Origin of the sequence: Streptomyces sp. H27-D2, assembly GCF_035828615.1 — a bacterium.
In the GTDB taxonomy this organism is placed as follows: domain Bacteria; phylum Actinomycetota; class Actinomycetes; order Streptomycetales; family Streptomycetaceae; genus Streptomyces.
The window spans coordinates 1-21,666 of the sequence record NZ_JAYMZR010000040.1; the positions used below are offsets into that span (position 1 = coordinate 1).

Sequence of the window (21,666 nt, forward strand, 5' to 3'; positions counted from 1 at the left end):
GCTGCTTGCCGCCCTCCCGCGCGTCTCCGCGATCAGGCTGCCCTCAGCTGCACTGGCCTGCTGCGACAGGCCAGCGGCGGGGTCCTTTCACCCCCGCTCGGGGTAGTGGCGCCTCGTGGCGCACCATCGCGTACTTGAAGTCGATGCGGCAGCGGACCGCCTCGGCAGCCTGCCGGTCCGACAGGCCTAGCAGGAACTGCAGCACGCACACGGTGGCCAGTTGGGCAGGTGAGAGGCCCGGTCGCCCGTCACGTGGGTACCAGTCGGCGAAGTCCTCGTCGCGCCACAGCCCGTCCAGCCGGTCTCTCACCCACATGGCCGTGGTGCCACCCGGGTTGCTCGCCCGCGCGATCTGGGCGGTAAGAGAGGGGACTTGCTCACGGGAGCGGGGGCGGAGGGACAACGGGCACCTCGACGACTACATCGGCCACTGGAACAGCCCGAGCATGCCCGTTGATCATGCTGCCGCACCGGAGAACTCCAAGATCCCCGACAGAGTCAAGCTCAGGCGCGGCGGACCCGCCAGAGCCATGCTGCCGTGCCGGCCAGCAGGGCGAGCGTTACCAGGTTGGCCAGGAGGGACGGGGTGCCGGCCGGGGCGCCTGACAGGTTCCAGGTGGCGATGACGGCGCTCGGCAGGATGGCGGTAAGCAGTACGCCGGTGGTCTTCTGGACGGCGCTCCAGTGCACTGAGGTGCAGAGAAGTACCGCGCCGGTGATGCGGAACAGGACGCCGAACAGCGGCCCGGGGAGGTCGGGGAAGACCATGATGAGGAGCAGCGAGAGGGTGAGCATCAGGAGCGGGACCAGGGGGTGCACCTTGCCGCGCCGGGCGGGTGCGCCGACACCGCTCCGGGCCGAGGCCCCGGCGGTCCCGTTCCCCGCCTCGGCCAGCGCCGTTGCCGCGATCGTGCGGGGGTCCCCCAGCTCCGCGAGGATCTCGCCGATCGCGGCGTCGGGGCGTTCGGTGCGCGTCACCTCGATGTGTTCGGTGAGGTCGGCGAGGAGTTCCTGGCGACGGTCGGCGGGGAGCGCGGAGCCCTCGCGCTCGACGGCGGAGAGGTAGTCGCGTACAGGGTCGGCAGAGGTCTTCATGCGAGGTCTCCGGTGGAGGGGTGTGGGGTGGTCAGGAAGGCGTCGACGGCGTTGCGGAAGCCGGGCCAGACGCGGGTGAACTCGTCGAGCGCGGCCCGGCCGCTGTCGGTGAGCGCGTAGTAGCGACGGGGTGGTCCGGAGGCGGATTCCTGCCAGGTGGTGGTGACCAGGTCGTCGCGGCGGAGCCGGGAGAGCAGCGGGTAGACCGTGCCCTGGCTGGTGGCCAGGGCACCGGAGTCCTCCAGGGCGTGGAGGAGTTCCACGCCGTAGCGGGGGCGGTCCCGCATCAGGGCGAGTACGCAGTACTCCAGGACGCCCTTGCGCAGCTGGGCGGCTGCCCGGGCATGCTTGGCCGAATCACCTGGTTCCATGCGATGCAAGATACCTGGTGGGGCAAGCGGATGGGAAAGGGGGGCGGATCCCCTTAACCCATCAGTCTGGTGGTGCTGGTGCTTACGACCTTCCGGGTCGTTACCAGGCCGTAATCAGGCGGGTGGCTCGACAAACCCGCAGATCGGAAACAACTTCTGACCTTGACTTTTAACGTCGCTGGTCGAATGGTCCCTCGAACTTGATCGCTCCAGAGGGAACTGCCGGACGTGGGGGGCAGCCTTGGCGTGATCCTTCGTGCTGACCAGAGCGCGAGTTTCACCACGTCGCAAGACGTCGTCCAAGGCCGCCAGGGGTGAGTCTGCTGCAAAGTGATGTCCAGCGGGAGCCGTTCGGAGTGCTGTGAGGCGCCTCGCGTTTTCCGGACAGTGATCTGACTGTTTATTTCACGCGACTATTCGCAACTCCGAATATTCGGCGTGGACTTCTCGCGGAGGGCGGTATCCGACAGCCGAGTGGAGACGCCTGTGATTGTACCAGAGTTCGATGTATCGGGTGATGTCCTGTCGGGCGGCCTCTCGGGTCAGGTAAGTCATGCGGGAAACCCGCTCGTTCTTCAGGGCACCGAAGAATGATTCGGCCATCGCGTTGTTGTAACAGATTCCGGTGCGCCCGGAAGATCTGCGGAGCCCGTGCTGCTTCAGCGTCTGCCCGAACTCGGCTGACATGTAATTACTGCCGCGATCAGAGTGGAATATCGCACCCTTGGCGAGCTTCCTGTTCCGCGCCGCGTTGCGGATGGCCCGGGATATGAGGGGAGTTTGGTAGTGATCATCCATCGCGTAGCCGATAACTTCCTTGGTGCAGCAGTCGATTACGGTCGCGAGATACAGCCATCCTTCGCCGGTCTTGATGTAAGTGATATCGCCGACGAGCTTTTCGCCGGGAGAATCCGCGGTGAAGTTGCGGCCGACGAGGTCCGGCACGGAGCCCGCCGCGGCCTGGGTGAGGGACCACCGCTTCGGCTTCGGCCAGGCCCAGCACTCGCATCAGCAGGCGGATCAGCTCCAGGCTGGCGGTGTGGCCCCAGCGGGCGAGCTGGGCGTGGATGCGCCGGTATCCGTAGGTGTTGTCGGACATGTCGAACGCCTTCTTGATGAGAAGTTTCAGTTTCTCGCGCTGCTGGGCTGTCGCGGAATCCGGACTCCCCAGCCATTCGTAGTAGCCGGACTTGGACACGTCGAGGTGTTCACACATGAACTCGACGGGAAATGCGTACTCCACGGTGTCGAGTCGCATCGTTTCGATGAACTCGTACTTGCTTGCTACCGGGGATCCTTCGCGAAGTAAGCCGCGCATTTTTTCAGGAAGGCGTTCTCCATCTCGACTTCGCGGATTCGGCGTTCGAGTTCTTTCAATCGGACGCGTTCGCTGACCGTCAGCTCAGCGCCGGCGGGCGGCTCATGCTGTTTCTGATACTTCTTCACCCAGCCCCGGAGTGTCTCCGGGTTCAGTTCAAGTTCTCGGGCCGTCTCGGAGACGGTCTTACTGGACCGGAGTGCAAACTGCACCGATTCCTCGCGGAACTCCGGGGTGTACTTGCTGGGCGGTGCCACTTCGCGCTTCCTCATTTCCTTGACAGGACAACCCTATTGGGTCCATGTCCGGAAACTTCGGGGCCCTCAGTTGCCGTAGCGGGTCGGGACGGCGTCCGCAGCCCGGCCCGCCTCCCAACAGGCCCTCACCGCACACTAGGCAGCAGTGAAAGATCGCGACCGGTACAGGGACGCCGGTCCCTCCAGAGGAGCCGCACCCATCAGGGTCTTGCCCGAGCCCGTCGCAGCGATCACCTGCGTCCGCAGCCCCTGCGGCGGCATGAGCCCGCCGGCGGGCGTCTGCAGCACGCGCAGGACGGCGTCGACCGCCTCCACCTGATGCGGGAACAGCTCTTTCCCTGACATGCGTTTCCCCTTCTCGCCCGTGGGTCACGGGCTGATGATCGTTTCCCCTGGAGTGGAGCGGGCCGCCACGCGCCCCCTGAGCGAACCTCCTCGCTATGCCGGACAGTCGATTGGAGGGACGGGCAGCTGGTGGATGCAGGCAGCCGCACGGAGTGGGGGCAAGGCCGTGGTGTGACAGCTCGGCCGAATGGCCGCCGGGGATGGACCGCGGCCAAGCTCCATGGCACGGGGGCCTTGGCCTCGACCGGGCGCAGAGCGTGCGGGAGCGACCCCGCGCGCAACGCCGGCGCACGGCATCCGTGGTCTTCGCGCAGACCACCACCTGACACCGTCACCGGGCGGCCCTCCGGATATGACCCATTGTGTGACAAGTGATCAACTTTAGTCGTAGCCGTTCCTGTTGCCCGGAAGTGGCAGCATGGCTGGGGTGGTTCCTTCGTATCCATCCATTGACAAGCGTGAGCGAAGCGGCCGGATCCCGCTGTGGGCGGATCCGGGCCGGGGCAGGACGTGAGATGTGTTCGATCCTCTACAGAACACCGCTGCGACACCACAACGGATATCCAGAACACGGCGTGCCGACATGGTGTCGGGGAGACACGGCCCCGCCGGCGGCCCGACTGTGGCCGCGCGTCAGTATTTGGCGGCGGTGGGTGACGACTGGTCGGCGGCGAAACTGGAGTACTACGGAAGCCCGGAGGCCAAGGAGATCATGTGGAGCCTCGTCCATTTCCGCAAATGGTATGTCGATGCGAAGCTCTTGGAGCTGCGGGCCACATTCTCCCCACTGCGTATCAGATCGGTCGGCAGTGTGACCCTGACCTCGGATTACGACATCACTGTGAGCGGACCGGAAGACGTAGCCGCGGTCGAGTGGTTCAACGACACGTTCCGCCGGGATTGGGGGAAGGAATCCGCGACGGTCTTTGACACCAACCTGTATGTCAAGGACTTCATGCCGGAGCGGAGCAACTTCGGCCTTCCCGCGTACACCGGCAGTACGGACGCTCCCGGCGGCCGGAGATGGGGATCGGCCGACCGGCCCCGCACCTGGCGGCGGGAGGCCGGGGCGGGGGAGTGGGACCCCGCGACGAAACCGCGTCTGCGCCCTGAGCCCGAAGACACGGAAATCGGCCGGCCGGCCGGTGTGCAGGGGCGTGCCGCCGTGGAATTCGACCAGGATGTGGCGGCGCTCACCAAACAGCGTAAATACATGACGCAGGACGAGTGGGACGGCTATCTCCGGGACCTCGTCCGCCGGATGACACCGGGCAAGCGGGGGACGGCCACCATCAGGTACCGGATGGCAGACGGTGTGCACACGCGCGCTGTGGCGGATCTGGCGGCCCAGGTGGCGCAGGAGTCCGGGTCCGGTCGACTCCGGTGCTCCGACCAGGAGTTCCTCGACTCCTTCGAGCACTCGGCCCCCGATGTGGTGGTACGGGCCCGGAACAAGGTCTACACGCGCCTGGCCCGGCAGGTGCGTGCAACGCAGGCGGCCTACGCCGGCAGCCCGACGGACGAACTCGCGGTGCTCGCCAGGGAGCAGACAAGCTACGCCCTCTGGCATGCGATGGAGGCCTACCATTCCGAAGGGGCGGTACGTCATGTCGTGGGCGGCCAGGCGGGGTCGGGGATCAGTGTTTCCGCCGCGCAGTATCTGCAGTCTTTCAACGAGCAACTCGGTGACCTCCTCAAAGACATGACTCACTATCAGGAATCGGGAGAGGCCTTCTACCAGAGCTCCAAGTACCTTATGCGGATGGCCGATGCCGCGAAGCGGGCGCTCGACGCCAGCAATACGTGCCTGGGTGACGAAGACCTGGCGCTGCTGGAACAGCTCCATGAACTCGGGCACGACGAACATGTATTGATCCGCATGCGTAAGAACAAGGACCGATTCGACGGCATGCCGGTCGCGGAAAAGTCACGGATCGCGACAGGCGAGTACGGGCATGCCCTCGCGATCAGGGACAAGGATGCATTGCGCCGCCGTGTCCTCGAACTCGGTGCCGAAATCAATGCTCGGGTACGGACCGGTCCGGCGTGAAATCAGAAGGGGCCGCGCTGACTCTACGTACAAGTAACCTCACTGAAGGATAATTGAAGAGAGAAGTATAACCGGATAGAGAATTTGGTCCGGGACCGTGCTGCGCCCCTGGAGTTGCACCTGATGAAATGTTCTGATCCTGCATAGGTATGCTGGCCGGGTATTTCTTGATGAGTGAAAGGGGCCGGGGTGGGCGCGTCTGTGCTGATCGTCGACGATCAGGCGGTGATCAGGTCGGAGTTGAGGCGTCTGGTGGAGCCCCTGCCCGCATTCGACGTCGTAGCGGAGGCGGGTGACGGTGCCGAAGCCGTGGCCGAGGCCAGGACGCACCAGCCTGATGTGGTGCTGATGGATGTCCGCATGCCGCACGTCGACGGCATTGTCGCCACAGCACACCTCATGAGTTTCACCGCCCCGCCGAAGGTACTCATCATGACCGGCTTCGACATCGACGACAGGGTGCTGGACGCCCTGGAAGCGGGCGCCTGTGGCTTCCTCATGAAGGACCTCTCCCCAGGGCAACTGGAAACGGCCATGCGCACCGCGCTGGTCGGCGGCCGTGTGATGGCGCCCGAGGCGCTGGACAGCCTGGTCCGTCGCGCGTCCGCCGCCGGGCATGCGCGTGGCGCGTCCGCCCGAGCCTGGCTCACTCAGCTCAGCGGCAGCGAACGCCGGGTGCTCGCGCTGATCGGGGCAGGTCTGACCAACGCGCAGATTGCCCGGCAGTTGCATCTTTCACAGGCGAGCGTGAAGACGTATGTCTCGCGCGCCCTCACCAAGCTCGGCCTGGAAAACCGTACCCAGGCGGCCATCCTGGCCTACGAAGCCGGCCTGGTCGGCGTACGGGGCGACGACCTCGGCCTCCGGGGCAAGGCATGATCTGATTCGCCGAGACCGCCTACCGCCTCTGACCCCTTCCACGGGCCGGCGGGTTTCCACGAGCACGGGAAACAGTCACCTTTCGGCGACACCGGGGCTACATTTCGCAGACAAATCACAGAGAGCGCGCCTCCATAACGTGGGTGACGAGTCCCATGACGAGTCCCATGACGAGCCCCATGACGAGCCCCATGGAGAAAAGCTGTCCGCCTCGCGAAGAACCCGCAGCCGGTCATCCGCGCGCAGGAGCCGCGGCCCGCTGGGGTTGTCCGGCCCGCAGCACTGGCGCCTGACGGCCCGGATGGCCATCCTGCTCGCCCTCCCGGCCGCCCTCGCTACCGGCCTCGCAGTGCCACGTGTCGCGCAGTCCCTGGACCGTGCCGGACCGTTCGGCCGGGCCGAATCCACGTCCCGCCTCGTACTGACCTCCATGACCCTCGCGCACGGGCTCCAGAACGAGCGCGACATCGCCGCGCTCACACCCGGCCGGACCACTGACGACCTCCGGGCGCATCGCGAGGCGACAGACCGGGCGCTCACAGATTTCCGCGCCCGCGCCCGCGGTGCCGCGGCCGGCCCCCGGCTGACACAGCGAATAGACGACGTGGACACCGCGCTGCATGGGCCCGAGGGCCTGCGAGCTAAAGCGTTCACCGAGACGACCGGCCCGATGGCCACACAAACGGCGTACTTCGACCTCCTCGCTCCGCTGCTGGCGCTGGGTACCGGGGTGGACTACCACGCTGATCCAGAATCCACCGAGGGCTGGGCGCTGCACACGCTGTTCGTGGTCAAGGCGTCATTGTCCAGCCAACGGGCGCTGCTCAACGCGGGCATCGCCCGTGGCCGCCTCGTTGCAGAGGAAGCCTCCGCCGTGCTCGCCTCCCAGCGGGTGCGGGAGATGGCGCTGCGCGAGTTCCGCGCCTCTGCCGCACCCGAGGACGCGGAGCTGTACGAGAAGACGGTGGGGGATACCACCGAGGTGGACGGAATGGTGCGCGAGTCCGCGGCCGGGGCCCACAAGAACCCGAAGGGCGCCAAACCACCGTTTCGGGCGCGGGATTGGCACCGCGCGGCCAGCCGCGCCCTGGAACGGTTGTACATCGTGGAGACCGCCGTGGCCCGACGGATACTGGATACGAACGCGGCGTCCCGGGCGACGGCGAGGCGCGACGCTGTCGTCGACACCACGCTCGTGACCACCGCGTTGGGTCTGGCCGGCCTGGTGGCCCTGGGCAGCGCCCACTCGCCGGCGCGGCGGCTGCGCAGGCTTCGACGGGCGGCGCTGCAAGCCGCCGAGCAGCAGCTCCCCGCGCTGGTGGAGGCCATCTCCGCCCAGGGGCCGGGGGAGGTGGAGCTGAGAGTGACGCCGATCGATCTCGGTACGAGGGATGAAATCGGTGATGTCTCACGGGCGTTCGATGCCGTGTTCCGGGAGGCGGTACGACAAACCGCCGAGCAGGCCGTGCTCCGTACGAGCGTGAACGCGATGCTGGCCTCGATGTCCTGGCGCGGCCAGGGCCTGGTACACCGGCAGCTCGATGTCATCTCGGAACTGGAACGCGCCGAGGAGGACCCGGAGAAGCTGGCCGGGCTGTTCCGGATCGACCACCTGGCCACGCGGATGCGGAGGCACGGAGAGAATCTGCTCATACTGGCCGGAGATTCTCCTGGAAGGGTCCACTCCGTCCCTGCCCCGCTGCTTGACGTGGTACGCGCTGCGGCGGCCGAAGTGGAGCACTACACCCGGATCCGGGTCACGGAGCTGCCGGACGTGTGGGTCGTCGCTCCGGCCGTACAGGACCTGACCCACCTCCTGGCCGAGCTGCTGGAGAACGCCACCCAGTACTCGGGGCCGACGGACCCGGTCGAGGTGACAGCGGGCCAGGCCCCTGCGGGAGGGCTGGTCCTGAAGGTGTCCGACCGCGGGGTGGGCATCCCCGCGACGCAGGCGATGACGCTCAACGACCGCCTGGCGGACCCGCCGTTGGTGAACGTGGCGACCAACCCGGCAGATGGGCCTGTACGTGGTCAGCCGCCTCGCCGACAGGCACGGGATCGGAGCCCTGCTGCTCTCCGACGGGATCGGCTGTACGGCGGCAGTGGAACTGCCCGCGCAGCTCCTGGCAGAGCCTGCCTCGCGGCCCGATCCGGGCACCACACGACGAAAGGCAGCCGGGCCCGTGGTCTGAAGGCCCAGCCAATGAGCCGATGGACAACGCAGCACACGCCGGACACAGAACGAGAGGCACCTACGGATGAAGACGAACGAGGCAACGGCCGGAAGCGACGCGAACGCCACCGCGTCCGAAGTGGATCGGTTGGTCAAGGACTTCGCAAGGGCAGTGACCGGCGTGAGGCATACCGCCGTGGTTTCCTCCGACGGGCTGGTGTTCGCCACCTCCGGCGGGCTGGGCTGGGAGGACACCGAGCGCATGTCCGCGGCGGTCTCCGGCCTGGCCTCCCTCACCCGTTGCCTGGCCGAGATCTGCGAGACCGGCTGGGTCCACCACACCGTGGTGGACATGGAAGGCGGCTATCTCTTCCTGATGGCCGTCCCGGACGGCTTCACGCTCGTGGTGCTGACCGGGCCCGAGTGCGACATCGGATACGTCGTCCATGAAGCGGCCCGTCTGGTGGCACGTGTCGGGAAACTCCTCACGCCCGAGGTCCGGGCGGGGTTGCGCCAGATGCTCATGGCCTGACGCCTCACCACACTTCTCCAGAGAGGAAACGGATGATTCGCCGATTGCGCCCGGGCCGACGGCTGCCGGTCCGGGCAGAGCGTCAAGGGTGGCCGCCTCGTGCTCCCGGGAGAATGCGGGAGCTCCGGCACATACAAGGAATCCTCCACGGCCTGGTCCGTACCTGCGGACCGAGCAGGCTGGCACATCGGCGGTGGCTGGGCGACATCGGCATCGCCCTGCTCGTCACCTTCGCGTCGTACGTGCAGACGCGCGATGTGTGGAGCACAGGTCTCGTGCGCGATGTCGGGGCCTCCGCCGCTATCGCGATGATCGCCGCGGCAACCTTGGTGCTACGGCGGCGACTTCCCGTAATGTGCCTGGCTGCAGGGCTCGCGGCCAGCTTCGCCACCGACGATCGCACGCCACTGATTGCCGCCGCCTACGCGGTCGCCTGCTACGGCGGCGCATTGCGCTTCCCGGCGGTGGCCGTTGCTGTCGGGGCCTATCTGACGACCCGGCAGACCGTGGGCATGTCCGCGGACAGCATCCCGCAGCTCTACTACGGGGTGGGGGTGGACATTGTGCTCCCGACGATACTCGGCGGGCTGGTCCGGCATCAGCGGTCACTGCACGACGTCCTGCGGGAGCGTTTCACGCAGCTGGAGGGCGCGGTGGACAACGCCACACGATTCGCGCTGCTGGAGGAGCGCACCCGGCTCGCGTTCGAGCTGCATGACCACATCGGCCACCAGACCACCCTTCTGGTGTTGCGGGCAGGGACGCTCCAGCGGATGCCGGGCCTGCCACCGGAGGCCCGGCAGGCCGCTGAGGTGGTCATGGATTCCGCCCATCAAGTGATGTGCGACCTACGGCAGATGCTGAATGTCATGCGTGACACGGACGGCCGGCAGGACGCTCTCGGTAATCGCACCACCTGCGCGGAGCTCCTGGAAGGGCTGGTCCGCAACATGGCAGCGGTCGGCATGGACGTGGAGTGCCGCGTAGACGGCACACCCCGCACGTTGTCTCCTCCGTCGGAGGAATTGCTCCACCGCATCTGCAAAGAGGCGTTCACCAATGTCATCAAGCACGCTCCCGGGGCGGTGGCCGTCGTCGACTTGTCCTACGCGCAGGACAAGGTCACCTTCACGATGCGAAACGGCTCGCCGGTCGGCCCGGGGCTACTGGGGGACTCCGGCCGGATGGGTCTGATCGGCCTGGCCACGAGAGTCGCCGAGTCGGGCGGCCGCATGGTGGCCGAGCCACAGCGCGACGGCGGCTTCACTCTTGAGGCGGTGCTTCCCGTGACCGGTGGAGACAACGAAAACGAAGGGGAACTGTGCTCACTCGCGTAGCGATCGTGGACGATCAGCCCATCATCCGTGGGGCACTGAAGATGCTGGTCGACTCCTCGGACGAGTTCGAGGTGGTCGCCGAGGCGAGTGACGGTGCCGAGGCGCTGACCCAGGTCACGACCCACCGTCCGGATGTGGTCCTGATGGACCTGAACATGCCCCGTATCGGGGGTATCGAGGCCACGCGCCGATTGACGCAGCTGCCCGAGTCACCGTATGTCCTCATACTCAGTGTCTACAGCAGCGAAGACCAGGTACTGAGCGCGCTCAGGGCCGGAGCCTGTGGGTTCCTGCTCAAGGACCTGCGCCCCGAGGAGCTCTTCGCCGCCCTGCACACGGTGGCGGCGGGTGGCCGGGTCATCGCCCCGAGCGTGCTGACCGGGCTGGTGCGGCGGGCCGCCGACAACACACCGATCCGGGTCAATGGGACACACGAGAAGCTGTCCGCGCTGAGCCAGGGCGAACACAGGGTGCTCGCCCTCGTGGGAGTCGGGAAGACGAACGCGCAGATCGCCAAGGAACTCCATCTGTCCGGGGCGAGCGTGAAGACCTATGTCTCACGCACCCTCGCCAAGCTCGGCCTGGGCAACCGCACCCAGGCGGCGATCCTCGCCCACGAGTCCGGGATCACCACGACAGGACCCGACGGAGAGCCGCGGCGTAATCGCCTGCCAGCACGCTCGATCTCCTCGACATCGCGTGACCGGTGACAACACTTATGGTCAAAGAACTTTGAAACGCCCCTGACCGGGGCCCTGCCCCACCCGAACCGAGACGGCGAGGTCAGTGGACATACGAGGCAAGATTGGGAATCCGAACATTTTCCGAGGAGCACTCCTGCCCGGCTGCTAGTGCGTCAATATTCTCCCGCAGCTGGCTGAAGCTGTACCTCACGACCTCCTTCAGTAGGGGTTTGCTGTCATTGGCCTTCGTCCAGCCAGGGAATCCACGATTTGCAAGGTTCTTCATGAGAGTGTCTCCGTGCGGCAATTGGGAAGGGCGAAGATTATCAATCCGCTCCAGCCAGCTCTTTTCCCGCTGTTCCAGCAGCTTGAGGGAAATCTTTTGGGCGGCGACCTTCCAGCCCTGGTGAAATGCGTTCAGCAGCTCTTCCTTGGTGAATTTACCCTTAACGCTCTCCGTAAATTTGGCGAACGCTTCCTCCTCCAGTTTGGTGAGAGTCGACCCGATCAGCGGAATTGCATCGTCGACGAGAGTTTTCGAGAAAGTCACTGGGTCCGACAGGGGACTTGAGGACGGCGTACCGCTCAGCATGATGGCAGGCAGCCCGAACGCCAGGCCCAACAGTGCGACGGGCCCTGCCGCCACACCGGCGCACACCAGTGCGAAGCAGACCATGTCGCCGCTGATCGCAACGATGTCCAGCCCGATCGCCAGCCCGTCGTCTTTGGCGATATTGTTGACCAGCGAGCCAACATTTACGATCTCATAGTCGTCATTCTTCGGGAAATTTGCCAGCACAAGATTTGGTAATCCTCTCCCTTCAGCTTCATGTAAGTAATTATCGCACCGAATATGCTTCCCGTCGGATGCACGAACCTGAGTCCAGGAGTATTGGCGAGGTGTGTCCATCCGTTCTCCGGATCCGCGACCACCTCATAGTATCCAGTTGACATATTGAACGGGAGATAGTGTTCTTCATATACCGAATATTCGGCAGGCGAATGGCTCGGAAGGTTCTGGACGATCTCTTCCTGCCCGCTGATCGTCAGCCCGGTCTCCCTGATGGGGACGGCTGGGGCGAGAGGTGGAATCGTAAATCTCGTTCCCCAGTGCGTGTCATCGACGTGGCTCTTTTCCAAGAGGCTGACCGTCACACCTGAAGTTCGTTTCCAATGTCCGTGCAGGTGCCTCTCGGGAAATATCGAAGTGGCGTTATGCCATCCTCCGTCGGCCGGCATGATCGCCTCCAGGTCACGGCGGTCATCCTTGAACGTGATGCGGACGTGGGCATAGTTGAGGAAACGCCCGTCTTCCGTTCGAGGGGTATTGCATTTGATTCTGAGGCGGGTAATGTCTGCCGGCGTCCCCCTCCAGTTAACTTTGCATATCTTGGGATGGAGGGTTCTGAAGTGATGCTGGAATTTTTCGACCGTATCCCATGGGGTACCTTCCAGGGTCTCAGTCTGATCATTAAGTGAGGAGTAGACCGGGCTTACCATTGCTCTTTCATATTTGGCGTGCGCGGGGCGGGCGAGGAAATCCGGGGGATCTTCCGGCGGGCCGAATTTAATATTGGCTGTGTTGGATGGAGGGATTACGCCCGCTTCGGCACCGGAAAAAAGCGGAACAGGGTCCCATCCCCCGGGGAGCGGCTCACGCGCCCATGCGGCCAGTGCGGACAGGTACCCTCCTCCCGGTGCGGGCTCCGAAGTAGTGTTCCCGGCGTGTTGCCGGAAAGGGGCCCCGGCTGTCGGAGCCCCGGTCTGCGGGGTTTGTTCCGGCGCTGGTGGCTCGGTGGGCGATGCTCGGTCCAGCCCAAGGGGGAGCTGGTGTGGGCGTTCAGGCAACGGGCCCACGACAGATCCAAGGTAGAGCGCCCATGTGACAAGTTGGGCCGGTGTCATCTGCTGGTAGTCGGCTCCCGTCGGCGAGACCGCTGGGTGGATATTCTTCCGTCGCTCCTCAACTTCCTTCTTCACCATTTCCATGGATTGCTTTTGCGCCATGCGTTGATCCTGGCGAGGGTCAAAGTATTTACGCGGCACGATTCGCCTTTCCCGTTGTGTGCGGGTGGACGGCCCATCAGGGCAGTTGCAAAGTCCGCCGTGAGGCCCGGAAGCAACCTGACGAGTCGTCATGCTGGCGGGCCCGCACAGGGCCCCGCATCCGCGTGACCAGAACGGGTGCGGAGATTGCGGGACTTTGCAACCGCCTTGGGGCGGTCGCATCGAGAAAGCTAGCGAGGGCCGCCGCCGGACGCAGTCTGCATTGGAGAGCGGTGGGGTGGCCGAACGATGACCCGCCCCGACACTCCGTCAGTTCCTGCCAACGGGACCTATTGATCAGAAACTCAAAGGGTTCTCGTTGAGGGTGTAGCGGACGTGGGGTCCGTGGAAGTAGCCGCGGACGATGTGGGGTTGGCGTTGGCGTCTGCGGAAGAAGCGGTGGGTCTCGGCGGCGAGTTCGGCCTGGTTCCGGGCCTGGTGGCCTTTGGGCAGGCTGTGCTTGAGGTCGGCGTTGACGAGTTCGTCGGGGTTGAGCTCGGGCGAGTACGGGGGCAGGAAGTGCAGCTCGATCTCTTCGGTGTGCACGGCGAGCCAGGTCCGGACGGTCTTCGAGCGGTGTGCGGAGTGCCCGTCGACCACGAGGTGGATCTTGTGGTCGAAATGCCCGACGAGCCGGTCGAGGAAGTGGCACATCACCTCTGCGTCGAAGGTGCCGGTGAAGACCATGAAGTGCATGCGGCCCTTGGTGCTGATCGCGGACATCGCGTTGACCGGGAACCGGTTGCCTGTGCGCCGCACGACGGGAGTGCGTCCCTTCTCGCCCCAGGTGCGGCCGGTGACCTGGTCGGAGCGGACGCCGGCCTGGTCGGCGAAGAGGATCTCGCCGCCCTCGGCCTTGGGCCCTCGTACGGATCGCCGGCCAGGTCTCCTCGTGCCAGCGCCGCACCGCTTCGGGGTCCTGTTCCACGGCCCGCTTGTCGGGCCGCTGGAAAGTCAGGCCCCATCGCTTAGGGTACTTGCCCACGCCGGGCTCGGTCAGCCGCATCCGGTACAGCTTCGCGATCAGGTCGCCGACCAGGCGCCGGGTCCATAACTGGCCGGCCAGGCCCACGTCACACGGCCGGTGGTCGAGCACCGCCTGCCGCACCGCCGCCTGTTCCGCCTCGCCCAACACCTGGTGCACGCCCACCGGACGGCCCTTCGGCCGGGCGAGCAGTGCAGCCCGGCCTCCGGCCTGCCACTTCACCCACCAGATGTCCACCGCCTTCAGCGACACCCCAAAAACCGCCGCGACGTCCTCACGGTCCCGCCCCGCCGCCAGCGCGGCCACCGCCCGAAGGCGCAGGACCTCCTGCGCCGACGGCGACAGATGCCGCGCGTCCCCCACCAGATCACTCACACCCAGCCCAACGACCCAGAATCACAAGCGTTTCGGATCAATTAAGACGCGGCGCGGGAAACCGGAGCAACACCTCGGCATTCCGGTCGACCTGCGGATCCTTCCGGACAAGTATCAACCTTCCCCTGCAGGGCATTGGTTGATTCTTGTCAGTCAAAGGGTGACTAGATCGAAAGTTGTGCCCCGGTCGGCTGTCACCGCTGTTAGCTTCTGGGCAGGCAGGAAGTCCGGAGCGAAGAAGGCAGGGAACTGCGGGTGCCTAATTACTTGTCACCAGGCGTATACGTAGAGGAAATGGAGGGTGGATCGCGTCCTGTTGAGGGCGTGGGCACTTCTGTGGCGGCGTTTGTGGGGTTTGCCGAACAAGGACCGCTGAACGAGCCGGTCCGGGTTACCAACTGGAGCCAGTTCACGAGCACGTTCGGCGACTTCGTCGACGGGTCGTATCTCGGGCACTCCGTTTACGGTTACTTCGCGAACGGCGGTGGCACTTGTTACATCGTGCGGGTCGGGGGTGAACCGTCGGCAGCCGTCGGATCCGCAGCCCCGAACGCTGTCGCCGCGGCGCCGCGACAGGCCCTTGGGGGCTTCTGGGTCACGGCGTTGCCGTCAGCCGCGGGCAAGGACGTCGCTGTCGACGTGCAGCGTATGTGGCCTGAGGGGGAGTCGGGACCGAAGGCCCGTAAGTTCCCTGCCCCCGCCGATGCCGCGAAGGGGAAGACGGGCAAGGACGCCGACGGCGCGGCGGCTGCCGATGCCACCCAGGACGACGAGGCCACCTACAAGCTGTCGGTCAAGGTGGGCGGCTCGTTGGTCGAGACGCTCGACGTCTCCGCCGAGAGGTCCTCGGTGCAGTACGTGGTGACGCAGGTCCGGGCGAAGTCCAAGTTCATCCTCGTCGAGGAGGACACCGCCACGACCGGTGCCGCCCTGGCGCTGCCCGAGAAGAAGTCGCTGGTGCTGCCCCCGGCTGCCGCCGACGCCGGGGTGCAGAGCTCCGGCGCGGAAGTGGAGAGCAGTGTGGTGGGGCGCTACGTGGGTGATGTCGGCAGGCGTTCCGGCCTGTCCGGCCTCGAGGCGATCGACGATGTGACCATGGTCGCCGCTCCCGACCTGATGGCCGCCTACGAGCGGGGGGCCTTGGACCGGGAGCAGGTCAAGGCCGTCCAAATGGCGATGATCAACCACTGCGAGGGCATGGCCAACCGCATGGCCATCATCGACCCGCTGCCGGACATGGGGCCGAGCGAGGTCTACGAGTGGCGGCAGAACGAGGCCGGGTTCGATTCCCGGTTCGCGGCTCTGTACTACCCGTGGGTCAAGGTGGCGGACCCGTCCAGCGGGAAGAGCTTCCTGATGCCGCCCTCGGGCCACGTCGCCGGCCTGTGGGCGCGTAACGACGCAGCCCGCGGTGTGCACAAGGCGCCCGCGAACGAGGTGCTGCGCGGTGCGGTGGACCTGGGCATCCAGGTCACCAAGGGCGAGCAGGAGCAGTTGAACCCTGCGGGGATCAACTGCATTCGCAGCTTCCCGGGCCGCGGCATCCGGGTCTGGGGCGCGCGGACGCTCTCCAGCGACCCGGCATGGCGATACCTGAACGTGCGCAGGCTCTTCAACTACCTTGAGGAGTCGATTTACCAGGGCTCCCAGTGGGTGGTGTTCGAGCCCAACGACGAGCGGCTGTGGGCCACCATCCGCCGTAATATCGCCGCCTTCCTCGTCAACGAGTGGCGGCAGGGAGCGCTCTTCGGTAGCACCCCCGACGAGGCTTTCTACGTGAAGTGTGACGCCGAGACAAATCCGCCGGATGTCATTGAATCCGGTCAGGTTGTCTGCGAGATCGGTGTGGCGCCGGTGAAGCCGGCCGAGTTCGTCGTCTTCCGGATTTCGCAGGAGTCGCTTAGCGGCGCCGGAGCGGACGCGTAGCCACCAGGACCAGAAGATGCGCGGCGCGATTGACGCCGTGCTGAGATTCATAGAGAGGAACAATCGTGGCAGGCGAGACAGCGGCGAACGACAACTTTATTGTTCACAGCTTTGGCATCCAGATCGACGGTGTCCTGCTGGAGCAGCTGAAAAGCGTCAGTGGGATTGGCATGCAGCAGGATGTCATCACAAGTCAGCACGTGACCGACAAGGGGATCCCATACACCCGTAAGCAGCCGGGTGCCAAGACCACCTCAAGTATCACTCTCACGCGAGGTATGGACAAGAGCAAGGCTCTTACCGACTGGATCAAGGAAACCTACGACAACGGTGATCTGAGTAAGGCCCGAAAGGGCGTCACCATTGAGATGAAGGACAATAAGGGTGCTACAGTCCGGCGGATCACGCTGGTGAATGCTTGGGTGAGTGCTTGGCAGAGCGGCGATCTGATCGCGGGCCAGAGCAATGCGGTCGATGAGACCGTCACCATCGAGTGTGAAGACCTGAAGGTCGAGCACTCGTGAGGCGCGGGCGTGTTACGGAGGGACCGTCCTCGGCGGTTTCGAAAGAGCGGGCCACGGCGAACACGCCCGCCATGCCCAGTCCGGCTGCGGGCCCGCCCGGCGGGCCCGCAGCTCTCCCGACGGAGTTTTCCTTCACGTTGCCGCGTGGCTACGTGGATTCGCAGGGGAATGTCCACCGGGAGGGCGTGATGCGCCTTGCCACGGCCCGGGATGAGCTCATTCCGCTGAAAGACCAGCGGGTTCAGGAAAACCCTGCCTATTTGTCCGTTGTTCTGCTGGGGCGGCTCATTCCCAGGCTGGGAACCCTCACGGATGTCCATGCGGGCATCGTGGAGGAGATGTTCGCGGCGGACCTCGCGTTCCTGCAGAGGTTCTACGAGAAGATCAACGCGGATGGTTCGTCGCTGGCGACGACGGTGTGTCCGGACTGCCGGCACGAGTTCCAGGTGGACATGGGGAGCCGCCTGGGGGAATGACGGTGTACGCGATCGATGACCTTTACGCGGAGATCGCGTACATCGCTTATCACTTCCATTGGCCACCGAGCGAAATACTCGCCTTGGAGCACCCCGAGCGCAGGCGTTACATCGGCCAGATCAGAACCATCAATCAACATCTTTCAGGCAGGGATTAGGTACGTGTTGCAGCGGATTCTCACTGCTCTTCCGAGCCGGAATCGGGACTGCGCGCCGGAGGCGGCGCCTGCGTCCGAGCCCGAGCGAGGCCGGGGACCGAAGGTTGTCCCTGTGCCCGCCCTCGTCTGCGCGGGCCGGATGCGAGCGGTCACGGACGTGCTGCGTGCTGCCGAATCTCTGGCGGCGTGGCGCGATCCACGGTTGAGCGTTGAGCAGATGTTGTTGGTGAACCCAGAGCCGCCGCTGGTGTTCCGGGCGTCCATCGGGCTGCGGAGCGCGGCCGGTTACCCCCGGTACTGCCAGGTGGCGGCGCTCGTCTGGGCCGTTGACGCGCAGCAGGCGGAGTCGGCGGCAGAGACACGGCCCGCGGTGAACACGACCCGCCCGGTCCGGACGGAGAGGGAGCAGGCCTTCGTCGCAGGCGATGGGAACAGCGGCACCGGCCTAGGCGACGGGCGCGGCGTCAGCGGCACCGAAGGCGTTCGCGGCGACCTGGGCCGCGGTGGTGTGGCCCGGTCCCGGCGCAGCCGGCGGCGCGTCGGGCCTGCCGATGGCCGAACCGACGCCCGTCCGGAAGGCCGAGGTGAGGACAGATGTGAAGGCCGGGGCGAAGGCGGACGTGAAGACCGTGCGGGCGTGCGGACCCGTGAGGCGGGGAAGCTGGAACTCCCGCAGAATGACGGACCTGCCGCGTCCGGCCCTGTTGACCATGCGCGGTCGCCGCGCACCCCGGCGGGTCGTCCGGGGAGCGTGGCGCGGCACTCCGGGGGCCGGATGAGCCCTCCGGCCGGAGAAGGCCATGCGGCGGTTGAAGGTCATGCAGAGGCTGGGGACAACGCAGTCGAGCAGCGAGCAGCCGGGACAGGTGCGACACCGACGAGGAGTGCGGGTCCGACGAGGAGTGCGGGTCCGGCGGAATGCGACGATTTCTCGCGAGGGGACGGCAGCTCCTCGCGAGGGAAGATATCGATAACTGATACCTCGACCGCCGGTCCGGGCAACCGGTCCGTAACGAGGCGGGCTGATGCGCCGGGCCCGGAAGGCCGTACCGGAAGCCCGGATAGCGAGCCCGGCGGGAGCGAGAGCGCGGTCCGCAGTCCGGCTGTCGTGGCGAAGACCGGTTCCGGTAGCGGTCGCATCAGCCTGGTGGCCCCTGCGCGTCAGCGGCCCGGTGCGGCGACGTCATGGAGCTTCGCTTCCCGGGTACTCCGGAAGGGCGTGCGAAGCGCCGCAGCGCAACTCTTGTTCACCCGGCCGACGGCCGGGCGCAAGGACGGTGCGATTCCCTCGCTTGCCGCCCTGGCGGAGTTCCCCGATGTCCTCATGGTGGGCGGGATACGGCGCCGACGCCTGACAGGACCTGGGGTCGTACTGGGACAGCAGGATGCTGTGGCCCGGTCAACCGGTTCTGCCCCGGGCCGGCTCCGGGATCTGGTTGGCACGCAGTCCTTCCCCGGCATCCCTCGTCCAGCCCTGTCGGCGTCAACGGCGGTGAGCGGTGTACCGCTCCGCCGGCCCTCGGCCGGACCGGCTCGCACGGAGCTGTCCGTATTCCTCCCGTTGGTCTCTCCCGCCGGAACAGGCAGAGCCGGGGCGAGGCTGTCCGGCTCCGTGGCGACGGACGGTCGGCAGCCGCCGATGCCGGCGTGGCAAGGTCAGGTCGCCGGCTTGACGGCTCCAGGCCTCGCACGGTCCGTACCGGCCGCTGTGCGCTCTGCGGTGCGGCGGCCGGTGCCGCCGGTGACCGGTGCGGCGGGTAGCACAGCGGATGCCGTGAACCTGGCGTACGGTCACCGCGCGGTCCGTATCGATGGCCGGCGCACGGCGGCAGGGAGGGCGTTCACGCCGATGACGGCGGCCCCGCCGGCGCCGACTGGTGCGATCGATGCCGGACACGTCGAAACGGGGCGGTGGAACCCGGCTGCCGGTCAGTCGGCTGTCGGACATCCGTCCTTGGTGAAGTCCGCTGTGGTTCATGGCGAGTTCGGACCGGTCGACCTCGCGGACGACGGAAGCACGGTCCGTGAACCGTCCGGGCCGACCAGGGCGGACCGTACGCCGCACAGTGATGCCGAAGCGGCGCGGCGGCGGCCGAACGCGGGTATACATCGCTCTCCACGTCCGGAGAATATCCGTCACATGCCCCGGAACACCTCGGAGTTGGGCATAGCCACGGCTGCGGCTGCCGTTGCCGCAGGGCACATCACTTCTGTGTCGGCACCGCTGGTACCGCATACGGAAACAGCTCATCGCGGTCCGCTCGTGGCGCGTCCGGAGCCACCGCCTGATGCGGCAGCAGGCCCGGTGCCTGCGGTCCGGACACCGCTGGGCGGCCCTGGGAAGCGGTCCGGGCTACCTGCCGGACAGGACCTGGGCCGGGCGGAACGGGGTGCGGAGACGGCACCGGCGCGGCCGGCCGGCTGGCCGTTGAACGACCGCGCCATAGCCGCGACTCCCCTGGAATTCCCCTCGGAGCCGGTCGGGGGAGCCGCGCACGCGGAGGCACGCGGCTTCGGTACGCCCACGTCGGCACCCGCGTCGGGACCCACTTGGGACCGTCCGCCCATGGTCGCGCGAACCGGCGGTGCGTCGGCGGCTGACGGGCCGTCGTCCGTGGAGCCGACGACTTCCGGGCCCGGCACACCGTCGGAGGCGCCAAGCCACCTGTCGCAGATGCCACCGTACGGACCGGCGCCCGGACCGGTAGGTACGCCCGGGCCCGTCCCGGTGGCCCGGGCGCCGTGGCCCGCGCGGAGGTTCACCACCGTCGCCTCGTCCGCGCCCTCGATCGGGCTGGATGCCGCGGACGCCCAGGTGCCGGTGTCCGCGGGGTGGAAGCGCCGCGATCACGATCTGCCGGCCGGCGGGCGGGCGGGGACGGAAAGTTGGGGAATCCCGACGGGAAAACTGTTCTACGGAGAGAAGCGAAGCGATGACGAAGACAGCAACTTCAGCTGACCCGGGGACGACCCAGCGGTTCCGGCTCGTCATCGACGGCACCGACCTAGGGGAGTTCACGAGCTGCATGGGGCTGTCCTGCACGGTCGAGGTGGAGGAGTACGCCGAGGGTGGGCGCAATGACTCGACCTGGTATCTGCCCAAGCGCATCAAGTACCCGCCGCTGGTCCTGTCACGGACGGTGACCGCTGATGCGGAGAAGACGAGTCAGTGGGTGCTCGACACGGTCAACGACACGCGGCAGCGCACGGGGCAGATCGCTGCCCTGTCGTCCGTCGGCACGGTGATTGCGAAGTGGGACCTGATGAACGTGGTGCCCATTTCCTGGAGCGGGCCGAATTTCGATACGGCGATGCCGAGCGCGGCCACAGAGGTGCTGGAGATCGTCCATCACGGGTTCCTCAAGGCGGGGACGACATGAGCAGTGATACGAGCAGCACGGTGAGCACCGCGCTCAGATACGTAACGGAAGGACGGAGGCAGCATGTCCTCTGACAAACGGGCGGCCCTGGACCTGTACGCGCCTCCCAGCAACGGGGGGAGCGACCCCGGACCGTGGCTCGACGAGATCGAGTTCCAGTTCAACCCCGCAGAGCTCGCCCTGGTCAAGGGAGCGTCCTGGGCACGCCACAATGTGCGCTCCGCCCCACGTGCCGCGATGCCCGAATTCACCGGGAGCCAGCCGCGCGTCCTCGCCATGACGCTGCTGCTGGACGGCTCCGACCAGCGGGGCAGGTCGGTCGACGCCCGGGTGAAGAAACTCCTGGATTGCTGTGTCCCGACCGAGTACAGCATTGACGCGGAACGCCCTTCGCCACCGTGGATCAGGTTCCGGTGGGGCGACTTCTCCTCAGTGTCGTTCCTGGCCTGCCTGCGCAAGATCCAGGTCACCTACACCCTGTTCTCCCCGCAGGGCAGTCCGAAGCGGGCGGTCTGCGAGATCACGCTGGAGGAGATCGGCGGGGCGACCAAGGGACAGAACCCGACGTCCGGTTCGCCCACCTCGCGCCGCGCCCACACGGTCGTCGCGGGCGACTCGCTGGCGTCGATCGCGTACCAGGAACTCGGCAGTGCACAGTCCTGGCGGGCGGTCGCGGAGCTGAACGGCCTGCGCGACCCCTGGCGGCTGTCCCCGGGGCGGCAGGTCCTGTTGCCGGGGCGCGAAGGCGAGTGACAG

21 protein-coding genes and 5 pseudogenes are annotated in these 21,666 nt (G+C 66.4%); 13 read left to right on the forward strand and 13 right to left on the reverse strand.

Annotated features, from left to right (window positions below; translation table 11 throughout):
* Window positions 1–43: 43 nt before the first annotated feature.
* The 7 genes and pseudogenes from QMK28_RS17035 to QMK28_RS17055 all read right to left on the reverse strand — a co-directional run bounded on the left by QMK28_RS17035 (window position 44) and on the right by QMK28_RS17055 (window position 3,386).
* Window positions 44–316, reverse strand: a complete 273-nt coding sequence (locus tag QMK28_RS17035) for a transposase (protein WP_326438758.1) — start codon at window positions 314–316, stop codon at window positions 44–46.
* Between the two features lie 188 nt (window positions 317–504).
* Window positions 505–1,095, reverse strand: coding sequence for an HAAS signaling domain-containing protein (locus QMK28_RS17040; RefSeq protein ID WP_326438760.1), 591 nt, complete (start codon window positions 1,093–1,095; stop codon window positions 505–507).
* Window positions 1,092–1,466, reverse strand: coding sequence for a PadR family transcriptional regulator (locus QMK28_RS17045; protein ID WP_326438762.1), 375 nt, complete (start codon window positions 1,464–1,466; stop codon window positions 1,092–1,094). Before QMK28_RS17045 ends, QMK28_RS17040 begins: the two co-directional genes overlap by 4 nt.
* Window positions 1,467–1,871: 405 nt before the next feature.
* Window positions 1,872–2,420 (reverse strand): annotated as a pseudogene (locus QMK28_RS34275) (IS3 family transposase); the annotation flags it as partial.
* 94 nt (window positions 2,421–2,514) lie between these two features.
* Window positions 2,515–2,784, reverse strand: a pseudogene (locus QMK28_RS34280) (IS3 family transposase); the annotation flags it as partial.
* Window positions 2,751–3,056: a transposase gene (locus QMK28_RS34285; protein ID WP_443050748.1), complete on the reverse strand. Its 306-nt coding sequence runs from the start codon at window positions 3,054–3,056 to the stop codon at window positions 2,751–2,753. The pseudogene QMK28_RS34280 and the gene QMK28_RS34285, both read right to left, overlap by 34 nt.
* A gap of 120 nt (window positions 3,057–3,176) precedes the next feature.
* Window positions 3,177–3,386, reverse strand: a complete 210-nt coding sequence (locus QMK28_RS17055) for a DEAD/DEAH box helicase family protein (protein WP_326438764.1) — start codon at window positions 3,384–3,386, stop codon at window positions 3,177–3,179.
* 517 nt (window positions 3,387–3,903) lie between these two features.
* Between QMK28_RS17055 and QMK28_RS17060 the strand changes: the two genes are divergently transcribed.
* The 3 genes and pseudogenes from QMK28_RS17060 to QMK28_RS34290 form a co-directional block, all read left to right on the forward strand.
* Complete coding sequence (locus tag QMK28_RS17060; RefSeq protein ID WP_326438766.1) at window positions 3,904–5,436, forward strand: hypothetical protein; 1,533 nt, start codon at window positions 3,904–3,906, stop codon at window positions 5,434–5,436.
* A gap of 201 nt (window positions 5,437–5,637) precedes the next feature.
* Window positions 5,638–6,315: a response regulator transcription factor gene (locus QMK28_RS17065; RefSeq protein ID WP_326438769.1), complete on the forward strand. Its 678-nt coding sequence runs from the start codon at window positions 5,638–5,640 to the stop codon at window positions 6,313–6,315.
* Window positions 6,316–6,745: 430 nt separating this feature from the next.
* Window positions 6,746–7,435: pseudogene (locus QMK28_RS34290) on the forward strand (nitrate- and nitrite sensing domain-containing protein); the annotation flags it as partial.
* Window positions 7,436–7,723: 288 nt separating this feature from the next.
* Here the strand turns inward: QMK28_RS34290 and QMK28_RS17070 are convergent.
* Window positions 7,724–7,927 carry a hypothetical protein gene (locus tag QMK28_RS17070; protein ID WP_326438771.1) on the reverse strand — a complete coding sequence of 68 codons (204 nt, stop codon included), beginning with the start codon at window positions 7,925–7,927 and terminating at the stop codon, window positions 7,724–7,726.
* Window positions 7,928–7,939: 12 nt separating this feature from the next.
* On the opposite strand from QMK28_RS17070, the pseudogene QMK28_RS34295 reads away from it, so the two are divergent.
* From QMK28_RS34295 to QMK28_RS17085, 4 genes and pseudogenes are all read left to right on the forward strand, one after another.
* Window positions 7,940–8,260: pseudogene (locus QMK28_RS34295) on the forward strand (ATP-binding protein); the annotation flags it as partial.
* Window positions 8,261–8,573: 313 nt separating this feature from the next.
* Window positions 8,574–9,020, forward strand: coding sequence for a roadblock/LC7 domain-containing protein (locus tag QMK28_RS17075; RefSeq protein WP_326438773.1), 447 nt, complete (start codon window positions 8,574–8,576; stop codon window positions 9,018–9,020).
* Window positions 9,021–9,133: 113 nt separating this feature from the next.
* Window positions 9,134–10,357 carry a sensor histidine kinase gene (locus tag QMK28_RS17080; RefSeq protein WP_326438775.1) on the forward strand — a complete coding sequence of 408 codons (1,224 nt, stop codon included), beginning with the start codon at window positions 9,134–9,136 and terminating at the stop codon, window positions 10,355–10,357.
* 5 nt (window positions 10,358–10,362) lie between these two features.
* The gene (locus tag QMK28_RS17085) at window positions 10,363–11,067 is read left to right on the forward strand and encodes a response regulator transcription factor (protein WP_326438777.1); all 705 of its coding nucleotides are present in this window, start codon (window positions 10,363–10,365) and stop codon (window positions 11,065–11,067) included.
* Between the two features lie 73 nt (window positions 11,068–11,140).
* On the opposite strand, the gene QMK28_RS17090 is transcribed toward QMK28_RS17085, so the two are convergent.
* The 4 genes and pseudogenes from QMK28_RS17090 to QMK28_RS34305 form a co-directional block, all read right to left on the reverse strand.
* Window positions 11,141–11,839, reverse strand: coding sequence for a hypothetical protein (locus QMK28_RS17090; RefSeq protein WP_326438779.1), 699 nt, complete (start codon window positions 11,837–11,839; stop codon window positions 11,141–11,143).
* Window positions 11,797–13,047, reverse strand: coding sequence for a hypothetical protein (locus QMK28_RS17095; RefSeq protein WP_326438781.1), 1,251 nt, complete (start codon window positions 13,045–13,047; stop codon window positions 11,797–11,799). The genes QMK28_RS17090 and QMK28_RS17095 overlap by 43 nt, the downstream gene beginning before the upstream one ends.
* Window positions 13,048–13,383: 336 nt before the next feature.
* Entirely contained in the window at window positions 13,384–13,926 is a 543-nt protein-coding gene (locus QMK28_RS34300; RefSeq protein ID WP_443050751.1) for an IS630 family transposase, read from the reverse strand.
* Window positions 13,927–14,029: 103 nt separating this feature from the next.
* Window positions 14,030–14,446, reverse strand: a pseudogene (locus QMK28_RS34305) (helix-turn-helix domain-containing protein); the annotation flags it as partial.
* Between the two features lie 255 nt (window positions 14,447–14,701).
* Between QMK28_RS34305 and QMK28_RS17105 the strand changes: the two are divergent.
* From QMK28_RS17105 to QMK28_RS17120, 4 genes are all read left to right on the forward strand, one after another.
* On the forward strand, window positions 14,702–16,372 hold the full coding sequence (locus QMK28_RS17105) for a phage tail sheath family protein (RefSeq protein ID WP_326438783.1): 1,671 nt from the start codon (window positions 14,702–14,704) through the stop codon (window positions 16,370–16,372).
* Between the two features lie 65 nt (window positions 16,373–16,437).
* Complete coding sequence (locus QMK28_RS17110) at window positions 16,438–16,896, forward strand: phage tail protein (RefSeq protein WP_326438785.1); 459 nt, start codon at window positions 16,438–16,440, stop codon at window positions 16,894–16,896.
* Window positions 16,893–17,372 carry a hypothetical protein gene (locus QMK28_RS17115; protein WP_443050749.1) on the forward strand — a complete coding sequence of 160 codons (480 nt, stop codon included), beginning with the start codon at window positions 16,893–16,895 and terminating at the stop codon, window positions 17,370–17,372. Before QMK28_RS17110 ends, QMK28_RS17115 begins: the two co-directional genes overlap by 4 nt.
* Window positions 17,369–17,530 carry a DUF6760 family protein gene (locus QMK28_RS17120; RefSeq protein WP_326438787.1) on the forward strand — a complete coding sequence of 54 codons (162 nt, stop codon included), beginning with the start codon at window positions 17,369–17,371 and terminating at the stop codon, window positions 17,528–17,530. The genes QMK28_RS17115 and QMK28_RS17120 overlap by 4 nt, the downstream gene beginning before the upstream one ends.
* A gap of 445 nt (window positions 17,531–17,975) precedes the next feature.
* On the opposite strand, the gene QMK28_RS17125 is transcribed toward QMK28_RS17120, so the two are convergent.
* Window positions 17,976–18,242 carry a hypothetical protein gene (locus tag QMK28_RS17125; RefSeq protein WP_326438789.1) on the reverse strand — a complete coding sequence of 89 codons (267 nt, stop codon included), beginning with the start codon at window positions 18,240–18,242 and terminating at the stop codon, window positions 17,976–17,978.
* A 2,221-nt stretch (window positions 18,243–20,463) separates the two neighbouring features.
* Here QMK28_RS17125 and QMK28_RS17130 point away from each other — a divergent pair.
* Both QMK28_RS17130 and QMK28_RS17135 read left to right on the forward strand, forming a co-directional pair.
* On the forward strand, window positions 20,464–20,910 hold the full coding sequence (locus tag QMK28_RS17130) for a phage tail protein (RefSeq protein ID WP_326438791.1): 447 nt from the start codon (window positions 20,464–20,466) through the stop codon (window positions 20,908–20,910).
* A gap of 63 nt (window positions 20,911–20,973) precedes the next feature.
* Window positions 20,974–21,663, forward strand: a complete 690-nt coding sequence (locus tag QMK28_RS17135) for a CIS tube protein (RefSeq protein WP_326438793.1) — start codon at window positions 20,974–20,976, stop codon at window positions 21,661–21,663.
* The last annotated feature ends 3 nt before the right edge of the window (window positions 21,664–21,666 follow it).